We start from the raw sequence: 14,551 nt of genomic DNA, 5'->3' as shown, positions 1-14,551 counted from the left end.
TTTCACTCCTTCGATATAGATGAAATAATTTCTTTTGCTACTGTATCTGCCGACTTTTCCTTTGTGTAAATTGTTTGCTTTGCCAGCAGCTCATTTGACGGATGCGTTACAAAATGTTTGTTAAGCTTAAAAACATCTTCATCATCCGTTATTTGCTGCAGTCTTTGATGTAATAGTTGTATGGACTCTTCTTTATCAGCACTGGGAAGCAATAAAAATAGAGACTGATAAGGTTTTAATATCTTTTCTACTTGCTGAAACAGTCCCATGTCTTCGTAGACCGAGTGACCGGCGCCAAAATCAATGACCGCATGCCTGTAATCTTCTAGTATTCTTTTAACGGCATAGGCTTCAAACGGCTTCCAATAGGCGTACATACCCTGAAACCCTTGTTTTTGTCGAATGTCCTGCTGTGTTTCTTTGCTGAAACCTATTTCCTCGTAGTAAGAAAATCGTACTTCGTCCATTGAGCACTGAGGAATACTTAGTTTTTGCGCTACTTTTTCACCAACCGTCGTTTTACCCACGCATATAGGTCCAATGAGAATAATAGGGGGTTGCATAGGCTCTCTCCTTATTTCACTTCCAATACAAACGCGTACGATGCATCTCCATTAGATACATTTTTTTGACTTTCATCCATCCACCACACTGAATATGAGTAGTAGTAGGTGCCTGCTTCAGAAGGTGCTTTCAGCTTATTTTTCTTCAGTGGTATTTCCATTTCATGGTTGTTTTGTATTTGTGCCATATGCTTTTCGTTGGGCTGTCGTTTATACTCGATAACAAGCGATAGCGATTCATTTGCTTTTACTTTAATAGGCTTTTCGTTTTTTAATAATTCCAAAGGGCCTGCTTTATCCACACACGTGTTTTTCCAGCAGTAAGTGCCAACTTTTGTGTCATAAAGATGGTTGCTTGCTTCAAGATACGCTTTTGGCGGAGATTCTTCAAGAACTCCACTGCTTGAACATCCTGTAAAGCTTGCCATGACAAGTCCAAACGCGGCTGTCTTCCATGTTCTCATTATTTCATCACCTTTTTATTATTTCTTCATGGCTTTTTCATTTCCTGTGTCTTATTTTCTTCTTTCCTAAATAGCATTGTCTTATGAGCTGAACTGCTTGAGACACCGCCGTTGATTTCCGTGCAAGACTTCGCTTTCCGCGGGCGGCCGCTGAGCCTCCTCGTCGCTTACGCTCCTGTGGGGTCTCATCTGTTCCGCTTTTCCCGCAGGAGTCTTCGTCTTTCCCTCCAATCAACTGCTAGAAGGAACAAAACAGATAAAACGATAGGCACTATCACAAAAAAACGAACCGCTCATCAAACATGTTGATGAATAGTTCGTTTTTCACTTCGTCTAACATACTTTTGTCCCAGCCTCTTTTTTAAACTTGCACGCTATCTGATTCCACTAATTTCCCATCTTCCATCCACACAACGCGGTCACATAAATCCAACATTCTTTGGTCATGGGTAACCATTACAGCCGCTTTTCCCCTTAGCTTCACTTCATCTGCAAGCATTTGAACGACCGCTCTTCCTCGCTCTGAATCCAAGCTTGCCGTCGGCTCGTCTGCGAAGATAATTTCAGGGTTATTCATCCACGCTCTTGCAATCGCTACCCGCTGGCGCTCTCCGCCGGATAGACTTTCAGGATAGTGATGTTTTCGATGGGCAAGCCCGAGCTTTTCAAGCAAATCATCCGCTCTTTTTTTTGCTTCTTTGTTTCGGTTTCCTTCTAGTTCCGTGACAAGAAGCAGCTGATCGCGAACCGTTAAATACGGGATTAAATTAGCTGATTGAAAGATAAAGCCAATTTTTTTAAGACGAATGCTGTTCATTTGCGCTGAAGACATGTTATTAATCTCGTCTCCGTCAATAATCACGCGTCCACTAGACGGTGAAAGCAGCGCGCCAGCAATGGATAAAAAGGTACTTTTCCCAGAACCAGAAGGACCGACAATCGCCACAAGCTCTCCCGCTTTTACACGCAGCGATAGATCATTTAACACATCTACAGCGTTTTCTCCGTCTCCAAACGACTTGCTAACACTCTCTAAAACTAATTTTTCTTCACTCATTAAACAGCCCTCCCAATCGCTTCAACCGCATCTACTTTTGCTACGCGATACAGCGATAATAATGAACTCAGTACAGAAACAGCTACAAACAGCGCTGAACACCCTGCGATTAGCGATACGTCTAAGTGAAACGGCATCGAATCCGGCAATACGGCTGCTACTCCGTACGTCAATCCAATACTAATAGCAAGACTGCATAAAGTTAAGACAACCACTTGAGATAAAATCGTTCGCGCTAAATAGCTTGTTTTTGCTCCTATCGCTTTTAACACGCCAAACTGATTCATTTTTTGAAGCGTCATCACGTAGAAGAAAACGGCTAGCACAAAAGCGCCAATGATAAACAAAAATGCGACCATCATTAAAAGCGAGCCTTGTTCTTCTTGATAACCTGGAATTCCTTTTAACGCTTCATCTTTACTAATCACGTCAATGTCAGACTCCTTTTTTTGAAGAGCATGTGCTTTTTTATCGTTCATGTTTAACACCACTGCATTAAACGCACCTGTGTTTTCAATTGTTTTCCACTCTTTAAGATTAATATGAATAACAGGCGCGTGACTAAACGACTGATTTTTTGTAAAACCAACAATTCTAAAGCTTTTTCCTGAAGCCGTATCTTTTATCGTATCACCTAGCTTTACTCCTTCTTCTTTTAGCGAAGAGTCCGCCACGGCTTCATGTTTCGCATCGTCCGTAATCATCTTCCCTTCTGTTACGTTCGGAGCTAAAAAGCCGCTTGTGCTTATGGCAAAAAACGAGGCGTCTATTTTTTTCGCTTTTCCATCATTTATAACGGCTGTCATCATCACACCAAGCGGCTCAGCTTTTTTCTTTCCACTTAGTTGTTGAATATCTTCTGTTTTGTTTATGGATAAAACAGAGCGCGTCAGGCGCTGATCCGCTTCTTTTTGAAGTACAACGTAATTTCCTTTCATTTCTTGAACAGCTGAAGCATTGTCAGAGGAAAGCCCCTTTGCTAAGCCCGATACAAAAAGTACAAGCCATACAATTAACACCATAATCACGCCAATGAGTAAGTAGCGCAGCTTCGCATGTTTTAATTCACGTAAAGCCAAAAACATCTTTCTTTCATCTCCTTTTTTCATTCTATTTAAAGTATAAAAACAGAAAATGAATGGAAGATGAACGGCTCATTACATTTTCGGAAGATAGACGTGAAAAGTGCTGCCTTTTCCTTTTTCGCTTTCAACGTGAATGGAACCTCCGTGCATGTCGACGATTTGCTTCACAATCGCTAAACCAAGACCGCTGCTTCCTTCCGTCCGGCTTCTTGCTTTGTCTTCCTTATAAAAACGATTAAAAATATGCGGTAGGCTTTCTTTTGACATGCCGATTCCCGTATCTTGAAACTCCACGTGGCAATACGTATCTTCCATACCAACGCGAAGAGACAGCGTTCCTCCTTCTTCCGTGAACTTTACGCTGTTAGTAATCAAATTTGTCCACACTTGATGAAGCAGTTTTTGATCGCCTGAAATCATCGTTGAAGGAAAATCCATTTCAATGGCTAATTCTTTTTCACGCCAGCTCCACTCCGTCATAAACAGCACTTGCTTGATTTGAGTTGCAACGTCAAACGTGCTTTTTTCGATATGCTCACTTTCTTTATCAAGTGAAGCAAGCGTAAGCAGCTGTTTGCTGAGGGACGACATGCGCCGGCTTTCTTCTTCAATAATAGACAGATACTCATTTCTTTGTTCATCTGAAAGGTCAGCAGAACGGAGCGTTTTCGAAAACCCTTGAATGGACGCCAGCGGAGACTGAATTTCATGTGACACGTTCGATACAAATTCCTGGCGCATCTCTTCAAGCTGCTCTAAACTTTTAGCCATTTCGGAAAAATGTGAAGCAAGCGCGCCGATTTCATCTCGGCGCTTTACGTACAGCTCAACGTTGTATTTTCCTTTCGCCACTTGCTTTGTTGCTTCCGTTAGCTTGACGATTGGTTTTACTAAATAACGCGTGCTAATAAGTACAAACAAAATACTTAATACAATCATCAGCAGTAAAATGACCGAGAAAAAAATGCGCATTTCCCCGAACTGCAGCTGAATATCAGGGCGAATAAACAGCGCTTGCTGCTTGTTACCCTCTCCTTTTAACGGCACGCCGATGGTATTAGCTAACACATTATCAAAAAACCCCGTCACAAACACCTGTGAAGGAAAGTTTGCAATTCCGTGATACATTTTGCCTTCTAACACTTGTTTGACAGCACTCTTTTCTAAGTGCTGGTTTCTAAACTCTCGTCCGTAAAACGTCTCATGTCCAGTGCTGTCCACTACATATATTTGATAGCCAAGTTTACTAATATGCTGTAAATAAGACTGTTGATCTACGCCTCTATTGCTTTCGTAAAAGCTCGCAATGTCTTTTGCCATACGCGTAAGCTTTTGATCGTTATAAGGCTTTAAGCTGTACTGATAATAAACGTTTGCTAAAATAAACGCTAGGAGACTGCTAAATACCATTACAGCAATGGTTGTCAGGACAATCCGCAAATAGAGCGTCTTCATTTTGCCGTCACCTCAAGCTTATAGCCGACGCCTCGAACCGTCGTAATGACAAAATCATCGGTATGTCCAAACCTTTCGCGCAGCCTTTTTACGTGTACATCGATTGTGCGGTTATCTCCGTTAAAATCCGCTCCCCATATCAGATGAATTAATTCTTCTCTTGTGAAAATTCTTCCTGGATAGTTCGCGAGCTGAGCTAATAATTCAAATTCTTTCATTGGAAGAATGAACAGTCGTCCGCTGCAGTGCACTTCATAGCTTTTTCGGTCAATAGAGGTGCTGTTCAGCACGATCATCTTTTCATTTACCACTTCGTATCGGCGAAGCAGTGCTTTGATTCGGAAAATCAATTCTTTTGGTTCAAACGGCTTTGTCACATAGTCATCCGTTCCTGCTAAAAAGCCTTTTTCTTTGTCTTCGAGCTGATCTTTTGCTGTTAATAAAATAATGGGAAAATCATAGTAGCTGCGTATTTCTTCGCAAACTTCATATCCGTCTTTATGGGGCATCATAATATCGACAACCGCTAAATGAATGTGCTGCTTAGCAAGCAGACCCGAAGCTTCTTCCCCGTCTTTTGCTTCATGCACCATATAGCCTTCAAGCTGCAAATAGTGACGAACCAATTGCCGCATATGCTCATCGTCATCCGCCAGTAAAATGTGAATCATTTTTTCTGCCACTCCTTTTATCAACCATTCAAAATGGCGGCCTTTTGGCCGCCATCATTTATTCTTTCAGTATCTATCTGTTTACTAGTGTAACCAAACGTAGTAGTCCTATTGCGTTTTTATTAGGATAAGGACTTATTATGAACAGCAGATGAACAGCTTGTTACAAAATCCATTCACCGCGCGCAATCATCTCTACTTTTCCGCCTACTTTAATGTGAAAAGCCTCTCCATCATAACTAGCTTTTACATACAGCAGTGAAGGTCTTCCTATTTCGTATCCTTGTTCTACACATATGTCAATAGCTTGCTGATTAAAATAACCGTATTTGACTAAATATGCTGCTAAACAGCCGTTGGCGCTGCCGGTTGCCGCATCTTCTGGAACGCCGTAATAATCAGCAAAATCTCGCACATTTACGTGATGATCTTGGTGATAGGTTTCCGGCGAAAAGACCATAATTGCTTTTGCTTCCGTGTTTTCTATCAGCTTGAAATATTTTTCTTTGTCTACATTTATCTCTTTAGCAGCTTCTAATGATGTTAAAGGGACAAGAATGACCGGCAGACCCGTGGATACTTCTTGAACGGGAAAACGCATATCGATATAAGTTTCATCAAGGTTTAACACGTCCGCCACCTGCTTTTTATCTAACACTTTCCCAAACGTCGGCTGACCTTGTGTCATCCACAGTACATCTTTTTGTTCATCGTATGTAACAGGCGTAGGACCTGCTTTATAATGAAGAGTAAGCTCCTCTGTATCTTTTTCTTCTAGTTCTTCTCGGATAACATAAGCGGTACCGAGCGTCGGATGGCCTGCAAATGGCACTTCTTCAGTAGGCGTAAAAATCCGTACATCATATTCTCCTTTTACAGAAACCGACGTAATAAACGTCGTTTCAGAGAAATTAATTTCTTTAGCCATTTGCTGCATCTCTTTGTCTGAAAGTCTTCCGGCGTCTTTAAAAACGGCGAGCTGATTTCCCGTATATTTTCTCTGTGCAAATACATCAACAATGGAATACTGAATAGTTTTCATTCCTGTGTTCCTTTCTAACGCAAATTTTTATGTACAAAATGGGTCATTACTTTTTTCTTTAAAGCCTCATATTGCTCCTCATTCGTATCCATAAACGCTTCTTCCCGACTGGATAAAATGTCTGCGTAATGGAGAGGCTCACGAAATTGTTCTTGTGTAAAATCATAGCGCTGTTCATCAAGCTGATTATAAAAATGCCAGCCTTCTTTACAAGGAGTTTTTAAAATAGCTCCTCCTTTGATATCTTGAACGACAAGAGCTGTCACTCCGCACTGTCCTTTGGCAGGATTGTCAGCCGTCCACTTCGTGCTTGAATGAATTGACCACGATTGCTGCAGGGCTCTCTTTAAACGATTCACGTTGAGCAGCTCCTTTTTCTTCAAATCTACCATATTCTTCTTTTTTATGAAAGTTCCCATTAAAAAATACACAGCGCAAATATTCTTACTTTAAAAATAATTTAAGGAAGAATAGAAAAATACTAGAAATAATGTATAATAATAGAGTCATTTTAGATGATAGATTATAACCAATGAAAGGTGTTTTAAATGGAAGAACAAGCAGTAAATGAACTCCTGTCTTTTGAAGAAGAGCATAAAGTAGTTCGAACAAATACGTCTTATTATGATTTAAAATGGGGAAAAACAGCCAATCCAGCTAAAAGCAACACGTGGAACTGGGCAGCCTTTTTTCTGACAAGCGCTTGGTTTGCATACCGAAAAATGTATAAGCACTTTTTTATTTTAACGCTTATTGAAGTAGTTTGGTTTTCCCTTTTGTGCTTTGTAGACATACCAGAGTGGTCCGATGCAATTGTGTTCGGCGGTGCTTCACTTATTACAGGGCTATGTGCCAACCGCTGGTATTATAAGCACGTTAAAAACGTGTTAGCTCGAGCCGAAGCTCAGCCGGAGCAGCGGAAAGAAGCTTATTCGCAAATAAAAGGCGGCACTCATATCGGAATTGCTATTGGTTTAAGTATCTTAGCGCTTGTGATTACGTTTGGAGTCGGAGCGGGATTATCATATTTACCAACAAAAACGAATATTAAAGATGTAGTTCGCTACGGCGATGAAGCACCCACGCTTGAAACGTATACTGACCATCCAAAATGGAGCTACATCAAGCAAGAAGGCCGTCATCACGTTGTACAATTTACCGGCTACGATTATACAGAAAAAGAGCATGTGCGCATTGTGTTTAACGTTTATTTGGATAAACAAATTTACGAGTGGGACAAAATTTACATCAACGGCAAAAAGTTAAATAAAAAAGATGCGGAAGACTATGAATACTGGATTGAAGACAGTTCAGCATATTAAAAAGGTCAGCAAAAAAGAAAGGATGAGTGCTTGCTCTCCTTTCTTTTTTGTTTTATCTTAAAGCGTCAAAGGCAGCTTAACCGTCACTACTGTCCCATTCTCATCACTTTCAATTGCAAGCTTACCGTTATGCTCATTGATGATCGTTTTACAAATAGAAAGCCCTAACCCCATGCCTGTTCCATCTTTTGTTGAGAAAAATGGATTTCCTACTTTATTAATAATAGATAGCGGAATCCCAGAGCCGGTATCTTGAATGTCAATAAGAGCCCAACCTTCCCATTCTTTGATAATAAGATTTACTTCCCCGCGTTTCTTTTTCTCCATTGCTTCAATAGCGTTTTTCAAAAGATTCATAAACACTTGTCTCATTTGAGCAGGATCGATTGATACAAGCGGAATGGCTCCTTCTATTCTTACGTTCATTTCGACATTATACAGCGCAGCTTCACTTTTCAAGAAAGCAACGGTATCATGAATAACTTCTACAATCGATACGATTTCTTTTTTGGGCGCTGTTGGCTGCGTGACAAGCAAGAAGTTGTTAATGAGTTCATTCATACGATCCAGTTCATCAAGAACAATTTTTTGAAAAGGTTCTGCCTGTTCATTTTCATTAAATAAAAATTGAATAAAGCCGCGCACCGACTGCATCGGGTTTCGAATCTCATGCGCTAACCCTGCTGCTAGCTGTCCTACGAGTGCCAGCTTATCAAGCTGCAGAATTTTCTCTTCAATTTTCGGCAAAACAGCCGCTTGATTTTTATAAATAATATGAGACAAAATACCAGCCAGACGGTTTAACCCTTGAATTTCACTTTCGCTAAACTGATAAGGATCCGGATCGACCGCACATAAGGTACCAAACATTCTCCCGTCTTCTAGCACAATAGGTGTTCCTAAATAAGAACCTACCCGGGCACCATCAATGATGGCTAAATTAGACGTTCTAACATCGCGTTTTGTATTGGGAATAACAAGGGGTTCATCACACGTGACTAAGTTGCATACCGCAAGCTCTAGCGGCAGCATCAGTCCATCCTCTACAAGGCTTCCCCCTTCTTTATTAAAGGCTTTCATAACTGAAAATTGTTCGTCGAAAATCCCTACAAACAGCGTCCTGCTTCCGACTACTTCGCTAGCCATCTGCAATACATCCCAAACGGCTTTTTCATTGATGTTCCTCTCTTCCATTACCTTAGTCACCTACTATTTAAATATAGACTGTTCTATTCTCTTATTCTCATTATAAATTTTAAATGTAAAAACGTATATCAAAATTTTAAGAACTCGTTATTTCTTCTATTTCATCATTAGGGTTAAGGATAGCCAAGACTTGATGATCTTCCCATATGCCATTAATATTTACATTTTTTCTAGCGATTCCTTCTCTATGAAATCCTGCTTTTTCGAGTACGCGCTGAGAAGGCACATTACGTGGCATGACGCCGGCTTCAATGCGGTGAAGATGCAGCTCTTCAAACGCATAGTCAACAAGTGCTTTTACGGCTTCTGTTGCGTACCCTTTCCCATTATGATGGTGATCTAAAAAATAGCCGATAATTGCGCTTTGTAAAGATCCCCGCATCACTTGAAAAAGACTAATGGTGCCAATTAATTTATTATTCTCTTTTTGAAAAAGACCAAAATAGTATTCTTGATCGTTTTTTCTGTTCTCTTCATGGCGCTTAATTTGTTCTACTTGGCCTTCTAACGTATAAAAAGAATCCTCTCGAATCATAGAAAACTGTTCAAAAAAGCCGCGATTGTCATTTTGCAGCCGAAAGCTGTTCTGCGCATCGCTGACAGTTAACGGGCGTAAATAAAGAGCGTGACCATCTATCATACTATGTCTCTCCTCTACTTCAAGAAATGTATGTATGTAAAAAAAGAAGGCTTTTTTAAAAACCTTCCATTTTCTCACATATTAAACTTTTCTTGTTTGAATGTAAAGTTCTAAATCACTGCTTTTCTTCGTTGTAATATGTTCTGCTATGATTTTAGCTAGCACCATATTATACACCGTTCCGTTATCCCCATATCCGCTTAGAAAGTAACAGTTAGGCATTTCTTCATATATTCCGATAAGGGGAAGGCCGTCATGAGTGCCTCCGTAATAAGCGCTTATGTAATAATCAGCCTCGACTTGAATATGAGGAAAAAGCTTATTGAACTCTTTTAAAAGTTTGTCTCTTTTATGAATGAGTTTGGCATCACGTTCTTGCGGCACAATCGTGTTTTCATCAAGACCTCCTATAATGACTCGGTTATCGGAAGTGGTTCTCATGTAAATATACGGTCGAGCGGTTTCCCAAATTAAATTTCGGTTTTTCCATCCTGTAAAATCTTTTACAGGATTCGTAACGATAGCATAGGAACTTGTGAGTACAGCTTTTTTCTCTCTCTTAAATTCTTGATTTTCATAGCCTCCTGCCATAATGACATATTTAGCTTTGATTTGTGATTTATTTTTGGTGAAAAACACCGCTTCATCTTTTTCTAACTTTTGACCGACAATTTCCGTTTCTTCAAACACCCGAATCCCATGCTGTTTTCCATACTCCAACAGACCAAGTGTAAAACTGTAAGGGTTCAGCTCTGCATCATTTTTAATAAGCATTGCCATTCGTTTTTTAAATCCATAGTCTTTTTCAATTTGTTCTTCTGATAAGATTTCAGCTTCAAATCCATGCTTTTGCATATAAAAATAGTCTTTATTTATCTTCGGGATATCTTCTTCATAACTTGCGTAATACAAGCTGTCTCTTCTTATAAATTGTGCATTAATCGGAAGCTTTTTAGCTGCTTCCTCAATATCTGTAATGGCCTGTTCGCACAACTTATAATGACGGACTGTTCTTTCTTCTCCAAACGTGTTGACTAATTCGTAAAACAATTTATCTCCTAAATATTGAATAAGAGAGGTATTTACAATTGTACTTCCATGCCCTGCTTTACGTTTATCAACAACCACAACATCAAGCCCCTGCTCACATAAATAGTAAGCACACTGTGCACCTGAACTTCCTCCTCCGATAATGAGAACATCGCACTCAATATCTTCCTCTAGAGACGGGTATACAGGCGGCTTCGCTACTGTTGTCTGCCAATAAGGTTTCCCAGATAATAAATCCATGCAAACGCCTCCTTTCCTCTCTCTATTATGCCCAATATCAGCTAATTTTTGCATGCAACAGGAAAGGTATTGATAAACATCATGTCGTAATCTTCTGCTTTAGACATAGACCTCCAGTAAGTGCGTAAATATATAACTTCTTTCCTACATAAAAAACTCCACGCAAAAACCACCTGGAAAATCACCAGATGGTTTTTTACATTAAGTGGGATGCACGCTCTGATTAACTGTGGATGGACATAAAGCCTTACGCTCCAAAACAGATTTCTTTATAGAAAAGAATGAGGTGAAAAATACTTCTTTTAGGATTCTTCTTTTATTTACGTTTAACAGCAGCCGCCGAAGCCATAGCCGTAACCGCCATAGCCACCGTAAGGATAACCACCGTAGCCGTAACCGCCATAGCCATATGGTGATAACAGTGAACCTGCTACTAGCCCTCCTGCTAATCCTCCTAAAAATGGACCTCCAAAACCATAGCCAAATGGTCTGCCAAAACCATAGCCAAACGGGCGTCCGAAGCCAAACGGGCGTCCGAAGCCAAACGGTCTGCCAATAAACCTTTCATCTGCGTGTTGAAGTTGATGATGATCTTGAGAATACATAGTAGGTAAAAAATGCATTTCTGAATTCATAAGAGAAACCTCCGTTTTTTTGTTTTTGCTTTCACCCATGAATATGCATTTACCTATTCGCTGTCTTGGGCAAATATCTTGGTTATGCTGAAAATAAGGGAAAAGAATTACGAAAAAAAAGCAAATGACTAGGTGTATATGAAAATGAGCTTGATTTCTCTTTAGTACCTAATACATACAAAAAGAAACGGACCCTGACTTAGAATGTTATAAGGAACGTACTAACGTGTTTATTTCATCGTAAAAAACAAGAAGCCGAAGAAAAAATTCTTCGGCTTCTCCTTCATTATTATGTACGCAGGCTAAGGAGGAAGTGGTATTAGCCTGCTTCGTTATAACATGGGGGCTCATATATGAGATCTTGGGATGATTCATCCTATGTAGGAAGTGCAAAAAAGTACCGTGTCCATCTTATTTTCTTATCTTTTTTTATTTTCATTGAAATCGTTGGATATTTTTGGAGCACTTTTGCATTTCAGGCATATGTTAAAAATGTACTCAGAACTTGGAGGTGAACTATATGGGCTTCTATGGTGGCTGTGGTTATGGCGGTTACGGTTACGGCGGTGGCGGCTGCGGATTTGGCAGTGGCTTTGCTTTGATCATCGTATTATTCATTTTATTAATCATCATCGGCTGTGCTTGCTGGGGAGGATTTGGCGGTTGCTAATCATTAGAAATAATGATGAACAGCTTCATTTTCACTAATTTTTTACCAAAAGCTAGCTTTCCACTTTATTATGAAAAAGCAGTGTCCACATAATGGGCACTGTTTTTAAGTGTGCTCATAATGAGACTCACCACTGAGAAAAAACAACATGCTTTTTAATTTACCGTTCCTTGTTTACGCCTTTTCATTACCTTATTTTCCTTGTTCATACTTCCCTTTCTTCTACATATTAATAGATAAAAAGATTAATTAAAAAGAGAGCCACTCTGCAGCTCTCTTCCCGCTTTATGTACAAAATTATACAAACGATTTTTTCAAGACGACCCGCTGATCATTTACAGTATAGCCGTTTCTTTCATAAAAAGCCTGTGCAGCTCCTCCAGTCGCCGTCAAGAGATACAAGCTGTCGATATCGTGTCTTTGAAGTTCGTTCTCAAACCGGCTTAAGATAGCTGAACCGTATCCTTTTCCCTGCACGCTTGCGCTGACGCAAAGCTCGGCCACGTAAAAGGTCATACCGCTGTATGATTTTTTCGCGTGACCTGCAATCATGCCAATTAAATTTCCTTTGTCATAAAATAAATAGCCGATAAATTTAGGCGTGTTCAGTAAATCAGTCAGCCTTTCTTTAGCTGATTTTTCCGTCCATGGTTCACCCCAAGGCTTTTTTGTAAATACATCTAGATACAAGTCAATGCACTGCTGCATATTCTCTGCAGTGAAAGGTACTACTTTTTCGATCATTTTTACGCTTCCTTTTTTGTTTAGTTTGAAGGCTTATTAACAATTCGCTCGTACATTTCCGGCAGGTGCTTGATTTTATAATCAATCGTCTCAAGCTTGTGATGAATTTCTTCAATTTCTTTTAGCACTGCTTTTTTATGATCCATCAGCATTTGAAGACTTTTATCAAGCACGGCATTCTCAAGCGTACAGTTTTCAATAAGCGTCCGAATGTCCTTGATTTGCATACCCGTGCTTTTTAAACAGCAAATTAAATCAATCCATTCAATATCTTGTTCTTTAAAAATACGATTCCCTGACGCTGTACGATCTAAAAATGGAAAAAGCCCTTCTTTATCATAATAGCGAATGGTATAAATTGTCACGTTCAATTTTTTTGCCACTTGTGAAATGGTATACGTCATACTGCTTCCTCCTATACCTTAAACTTCTCAGAAAAACATGATGAGTTTGTCTTGACCTCTAGTTATCTCGAGGATTTATTCTTTTATAGTCTTCTTCATTGCGCACTTTATGCTGCAGACTTTTTGTACAAGCAGCAACATACATTCAAATCAGAAAGGATGAATACGATGAATACTGCTCACATGATGCTTACCATTGTAATTGGTGGTTTTATTGCCTTTTTGTTAGGTCTTGGCGTCACAAAAATAATTGAGCTTCTGCTAAATCTTTTTCTAGCTTAACCAGTAGTTACTTATCGTAAAACGCAGGTAACTCCGTTCCATATCCGAACGGAGTTACCTGCTTTATTTTAAGAACTGCAGCGCTTAAGGTACCATGTTGCCAGCGGCTTTATAAATATCGTACCACTCTTGGCGCGTTAACTTGATTTCTGAACCTTTACTTGCATCTTTCATACGTTGAATATTTGTCGTACCAAGCACTACTTGGATGTTTGCAGGATGCGTTGTAATCCACGCAACGGCAATCGCTGTGTTTGTCACGCTATATTTATTTGCGATGCGATCAATCACTTCGTTTAGCTTTCCAAATTTCTCTTTATCACCTAAGAAAGGTCCTTCAAAAAATCCGTTTTGGAATGGTGACCATGCTTGAAGCGTGATTTCATTTAAACGGCAATATTCAAGCACGCTGCTGTCACGGTTCACAGCTTGGTCGATACCCATATTTAACGAAATACCAGAGTCTATGATTGGCGTATGTGCGATGCTGAACTGCACTTGGTTTACGACAAGTTTTTGGTTGATGTATTTTTCAAGCAGCTGAATTTGCGCTGGGTTGTGGTTCGACACACCAAAGTGACGTACCTTTCCGCTGCTTTGAAGTTCATTAAATGCTTCTGCTACTTCTTCAGGGTCCATTAGTGGATCTGGACGATGCAGTAATAAAAGATCTAAGTAATCTGTTTTTAAACGCTCTAAGCTGCCGTTAACAGAGTCTATGATATGCTTCTTTGAAAAGTCATAGTAATTTTCCGCTGCGTTAATGCCGCATTTGCTTTGAATCACCATTTTTTCACGAAGACTTGGGTTCATTTGTATAGCATTTGCAAAATATTCTTCGCATTGTCCTACATAATCAGGACCGTAAATATCAGCATGATCAAAAAAGTTAATTTCTTCTTCCATCGCTGTGCGGATTAGCTTCTCTGCTTCCGGTAAAGAAAGCTCTGTTAAACGCATATTTCCCATAATTAAATTTGATACGTGTAAGTCAGTATTAGCAATTGTATGATACTTCATA

18 protein-coding genes are annotated in these 14,551 nt (G+C 39.7%); 2 read left to right on the top strand and 16 right to left on the bottom strand.

Annotation, left to right across the window (positions count from 1 at the left end):
- Window positions 1–2: 2 nt before the first annotated feature.
- The 9 genes from SCI76_RS24090 to SCI76_RS24050 all read right to left on the bottom strand — a co-directional run bounded on the left by SCI76_RS24090 (window position 3) and on the right by SCI76_RS24050 (window position 6,729).
- A complete protein-coding gene (locus tag SCI76_RS24090) occupies window positions 3–563 on the bottom strand; it encodes a shikimate kinase (protein ID WP_063247378.1) in 561 nt (186 codons plus the stop codon).
- A gap of 11 nt (window positions 564–574) precedes the next feature.
- Window positions 575–1,027: a hypothetical protein gene (locus SCI76_RS24085; protein ID WP_231099205.1), complete on the bottom strand. Its 453-nt coding sequence runs from the start codon at window positions 1,025–1,027 to the stop codon at window positions 575–577.
- 37 nt (window positions 1,028–1,064) lie between these two features.
- Window positions 1,065–1,262, bottom strand: a complete 198-nt coding sequence (locus SCI76_RS24080; protein ID WP_080968613.1) for a hypothetical protein — start codon at window positions 1,260–1,262, stop codon at window positions 1,065–1,067.
- Window positions 1,263–1,388: 126 nt separating this feature from the next.
- Window positions 1,389–2,084 carry an ABC transporter ATP-binding protein gene (locus tag SCI76_RS24075; RefSeq protein ID WP_243494875.1) on the bottom strand — a complete coding sequence of 232 codons (696 nt, stop codon included), beginning with the start codon at window positions 2,082–2,084 and terminating at the stop codon, window positions 1,389–1,391.
- A complete protein-coding gene (locus SCI76_RS24070) occupies window positions 2,084–3,169 on the bottom strand; it encodes an ABC transporter permease (RefSeq protein ID WP_034265368.1) in 1,086 nt (361 codons plus the stop codon). Before SCI76_RS24070 ends, SCI76_RS24075 begins: the two co-directional genes overlap by 1 nt.
- A gap of 72 nt (window positions 3,170–3,241) precedes the next feature.
- Window positions 3,242–4,624: a cell wall metabolism sensor histidine kinase WalK gene (locus SCI76_RS24065; protein ID WP_243494876.1), complete on the bottom strand. Its 1,383-nt coding sequence runs from the start codon at window positions 4,622–4,624 to the stop codon at window positions 3,242–3,244.
- Complete coding sequence (locus tag SCI76_RS24060; protein WP_407544577.1) at window positions 4,621–5,295, bottom strand: response regulator transcription factor; 675 nt, start codon at window positions 5,293–5,295, stop codon at window positions 4,621–4,623. Before SCI76_RS24060 ends, SCI76_RS24065 begins: the two co-directional genes overlap by 4 nt.
- Window positions 5,296–5,458: 163 nt before the next feature.
- A complete protein-coding gene (locus SCI76_RS24055; RefSeq protein WP_243494878.1) occupies window positions 5,459–6,337 on the bottom strand; it encodes a PhzF family phenazine biosynthesis protein in 879 nt (292 codons plus the stop codon).
- A 14-nt stretch (window positions 6,338–6,351) separates the two neighbouring features.
- Window positions 6,352–6,729: a hypothetical protein gene (locus tag SCI76_RS24050; RefSeq protein ID WP_243494879.1), complete on the bottom strand. Its 378-nt coding sequence runs from the start codon at window positions 6,727–6,729 to the stop codon at window positions 6,352–6,354.
- 156 nt (window positions 6,730–6,885) lie between these two features.
- Here SCI76_RS24050 and SCI76_RS24045 point away from each other — a divergent pair, with 156 nt between their 5' ends.
- Window positions 6,886–7,659 (top strand): DUF2628 domain-containing protein, encoded by a 774-nt coding sequence (locus SCI76_RS24045; RefSeq protein WP_407544575.1) that lies wholly within the window; start codon window positions 6,886–6,888, stop codon window positions 7,657–7,659.
- Window positions 7,660–7,716: 57 nt separating this feature from the next.
- Here SCI76_RS24045 and SCI76_RS24040 read toward each other — a convergent pair whose 3' ends face one another.
- The 4 genes from SCI76_RS24040 to SCI76_RS24025 form a co-directional block, all read right to left on the bottom strand.
- Window positions 7,717–8,853, bottom strand: coding sequence for a sensor histidine kinase (locus SCI76_RS24040; protein ID WP_063247385.1), 1,137 nt, complete (start codon window positions 8,851–8,853; stop codon window positions 7,717–7,719).
- A gap of 88 nt (window positions 8,854–8,941) precedes the next feature.
- Complete coding sequence (locus SCI76_RS24035; protein ID WP_407544572.1) at window positions 8,942–9,505, bottom strand: GNAT family N-acetyltransferase; 564 nt, start codon at window positions 9,503–9,505, stop codon at window positions 8,942–8,944.
- An 81-nt stretch (window positions 9,506–9,586) separates the two neighbouring features.
- Window positions 9,587–10,795 carry an FAD-binding oxidoreductase gene (locus SCI76_RS24030; protein WP_048019593.1) on the bottom strand — a complete coding sequence of 403 codons (1,209 nt, stop codon included), beginning with the start codon at window positions 10,793–10,795 and terminating at the stop codon, window positions 9,587–9,589.
- A 326-nt stretch (window positions 10,796–11,121) separates the two neighbouring features.
- Entirely contained in the window at window positions 11,122–11,430 is a 309-nt protein-coding gene (locus SCI76_RS24025) for a hypothetical protein (protein WP_080968612.1), read from the bottom strand.
- Window positions 11,431–11,950: 520 nt separating this feature from the next.
- Between SCI76_RS24025 and yjcZ the strand changes: the two genes are divergently transcribed.
- Window positions 11,951–12,100: a sporulation protein YjcZ gene (gene yjcZ, locus SCI76_RS24020; protein WP_014459214.1), complete on the top strand. Its 150-nt coding sequence runs from the start codon at window positions 11,951–11,953 to the stop codon at window positions 12,098–12,100.
- Between the two features lie 297 nt (window positions 12,101–12,397).
- Here yjcZ and SCI76_RS24015 read toward each other — a convergent pair whose 3' ends face one another.
- From SCI76_RS24015 to SCI76_RS24005, 3 genes are all read right to left on the bottom strand, one after another.
- Window positions 12,398–12,844 carry a GNAT family N-acetyltransferase gene (locus tag SCI76_RS24015; protein WP_048019592.1) on the bottom strand — a complete coding sequence of 149 codons (447 nt, stop codon included), beginning with the start codon at window positions 12,842–12,844 and terminating at the stop codon, window positions 12,398–12,400.
- A 20-nt stretch (window positions 12,845–12,864) separates the two neighbouring features.
- Complete coding sequence (locus SCI76_RS24010; protein WP_014459212.1) at window positions 12,865–13,248, bottom strand: MerR family transcriptional regulator; 384 nt, start codon at window positions 13,246–13,248, stop codon at window positions 12,865–12,867.
- 366 nt (window positions 13,249–13,614) lie between these two features.
- A complete protein-coding gene (locus SCI76_RS24005; RefSeq protein WP_048019591.1) occupies window positions 13,615–14,550 on the bottom strand; it encodes an aldo/keto reductase family oxidoreductase in 936 nt (311 codons plus the stop codon).
- Window position 14,551: the final 1 nt, after the last annotated feature.

Source organism: Priestia sp. HNGD-A6, from assembly GCF_045784335.1.
GTDB classification, from domain to species: domain Bacteria; phylum Bacillota; class Bacilli; order Bacillales; family Bacillaceae_H; genus Priestia; species Priestia zanthoxyli.
The sequence above is the reverse complement of the archived record's forward strand: the minus strand, read 5'-3'. Positions and strand labels throughout refer to the sequence as shown.

Bases quoted from the DNA above. Each gene is read 5' to 3' on its own strand.
- SCI76_RS24070 (WP_034265368.1), bottom strand. From the start codon at position 3,169: ATGTTTTTGGCTTTACGTGAATTAAAACATGCGAAGCTGCGCTACTTA.
- SCI76_RS24065 (WP_243494876.1), bottom strand. From the start codon at position 4,624: ATGAAGACGCTCTATTTGCGGATTGTCCTGACAACCATTGCTGTAATG.
- SCI76_RS24040 (WP_063247385.1), bottom strand. From the start codon at position 8,853: ATGGAAGAGAGGAACATCAATGAAAAAGCCGTTTGGGATGTATTGCAG.
- SCI76_RS24060 (WP_407544577.1), bottom strand. From the start codon at position 5,295: ATGATTCACATTTTACTGGCGGATGACGATGAGCATATGCGGCAATTG.
- yjcZ (WP_014459214.1), top strand. From the start codon at position 11,951: ATGGGCTTCTATGGTGGCTGTGGTTATGGCGGTTACGGTTACGGCGGT.
- SCI76_RS24085 (WP_231099205.1), bottom strand. From the start codon at position 1,027: ATGAGAACATGGAAGACAGCCGCGTTTGGACTTGTCATGGCAAGCTTT.
- SCI76_RS24005 (WP_048019591.1), bottom strand. From the start codon at position 14,550: ATGAAGTATCATACAATTGCTAATACTGACTTACACGTATCAAATTTA.
- SCI76_RS24075 (WP_243494875.1), bottom strand. From the start codon at position 2,084: ATGAGTGAAGAAAAATTAGTTTTAGAGAGTGTTAGCAAGTCGTTTGGA.
- SCI76_RS24010 (WP_014459212.1), bottom strand. From the start codon at position 13,248: ATGACGTATACCATTTCACAAGTGGCAAAAAAATTGAACGTGACAATT.
- SCI76_RS24045 (WP_407544575.1), top strand. From the start codon at position 6,886: ATGGAAGAACAAGCAGTAAATGAACTCCTGTCTTTTGAAGAAGAGCAT.
- SCI76_RS24050 (WP_243494879.1), bottom strand. From the start codon at position 6,729: ATGGTAGATTTGAAGAAAAAGGAGCTGCTCAACGTGAATCGTTTAAAG.
- SCI76_RS24035 (WP_407544572.1), bottom strand. From the start codon at position 9,505: ATGATAGATGGTCACGCTCTTTATTTACGCCCGTTAACTGTCAGCGAT.
- SCI76_RS24025 (WP_080968612.1), bottom strand. From the start codon at position 11,430: ATGAATTCAGAAATGCATTTTTTACCTACTATGTATTCTCAAGATCAT.
- SCI76_RS24015 (WP_048019592.1), bottom strand. From the start codon at position 12,844: ATGATCGAAAAAGTAGTACCTTTCACTGCAGAGAATATGCAGCAGTGC.
- SCI76_RS24055 (WP_243494878.1), bottom strand. From the start codon at position 6,337: ATGAAAACTATTCAGTATTCCATTGTTGATGTATTTGCACAGAGAAAA.
- SCI76_RS24090 (WP_063247378.1), bottom strand. From the start codon at position 563: ATGCAACCCCCTATTATTCTCATTGGACCTATATGCGTGGGTAAAACG.
- SCI76_RS24030 (WP_048019593.1), bottom strand. From the start codon at position 10,795: ATGGATTTATTATCTGGGAAACCTTATTGGCAGACAACAGTAGCGAAG.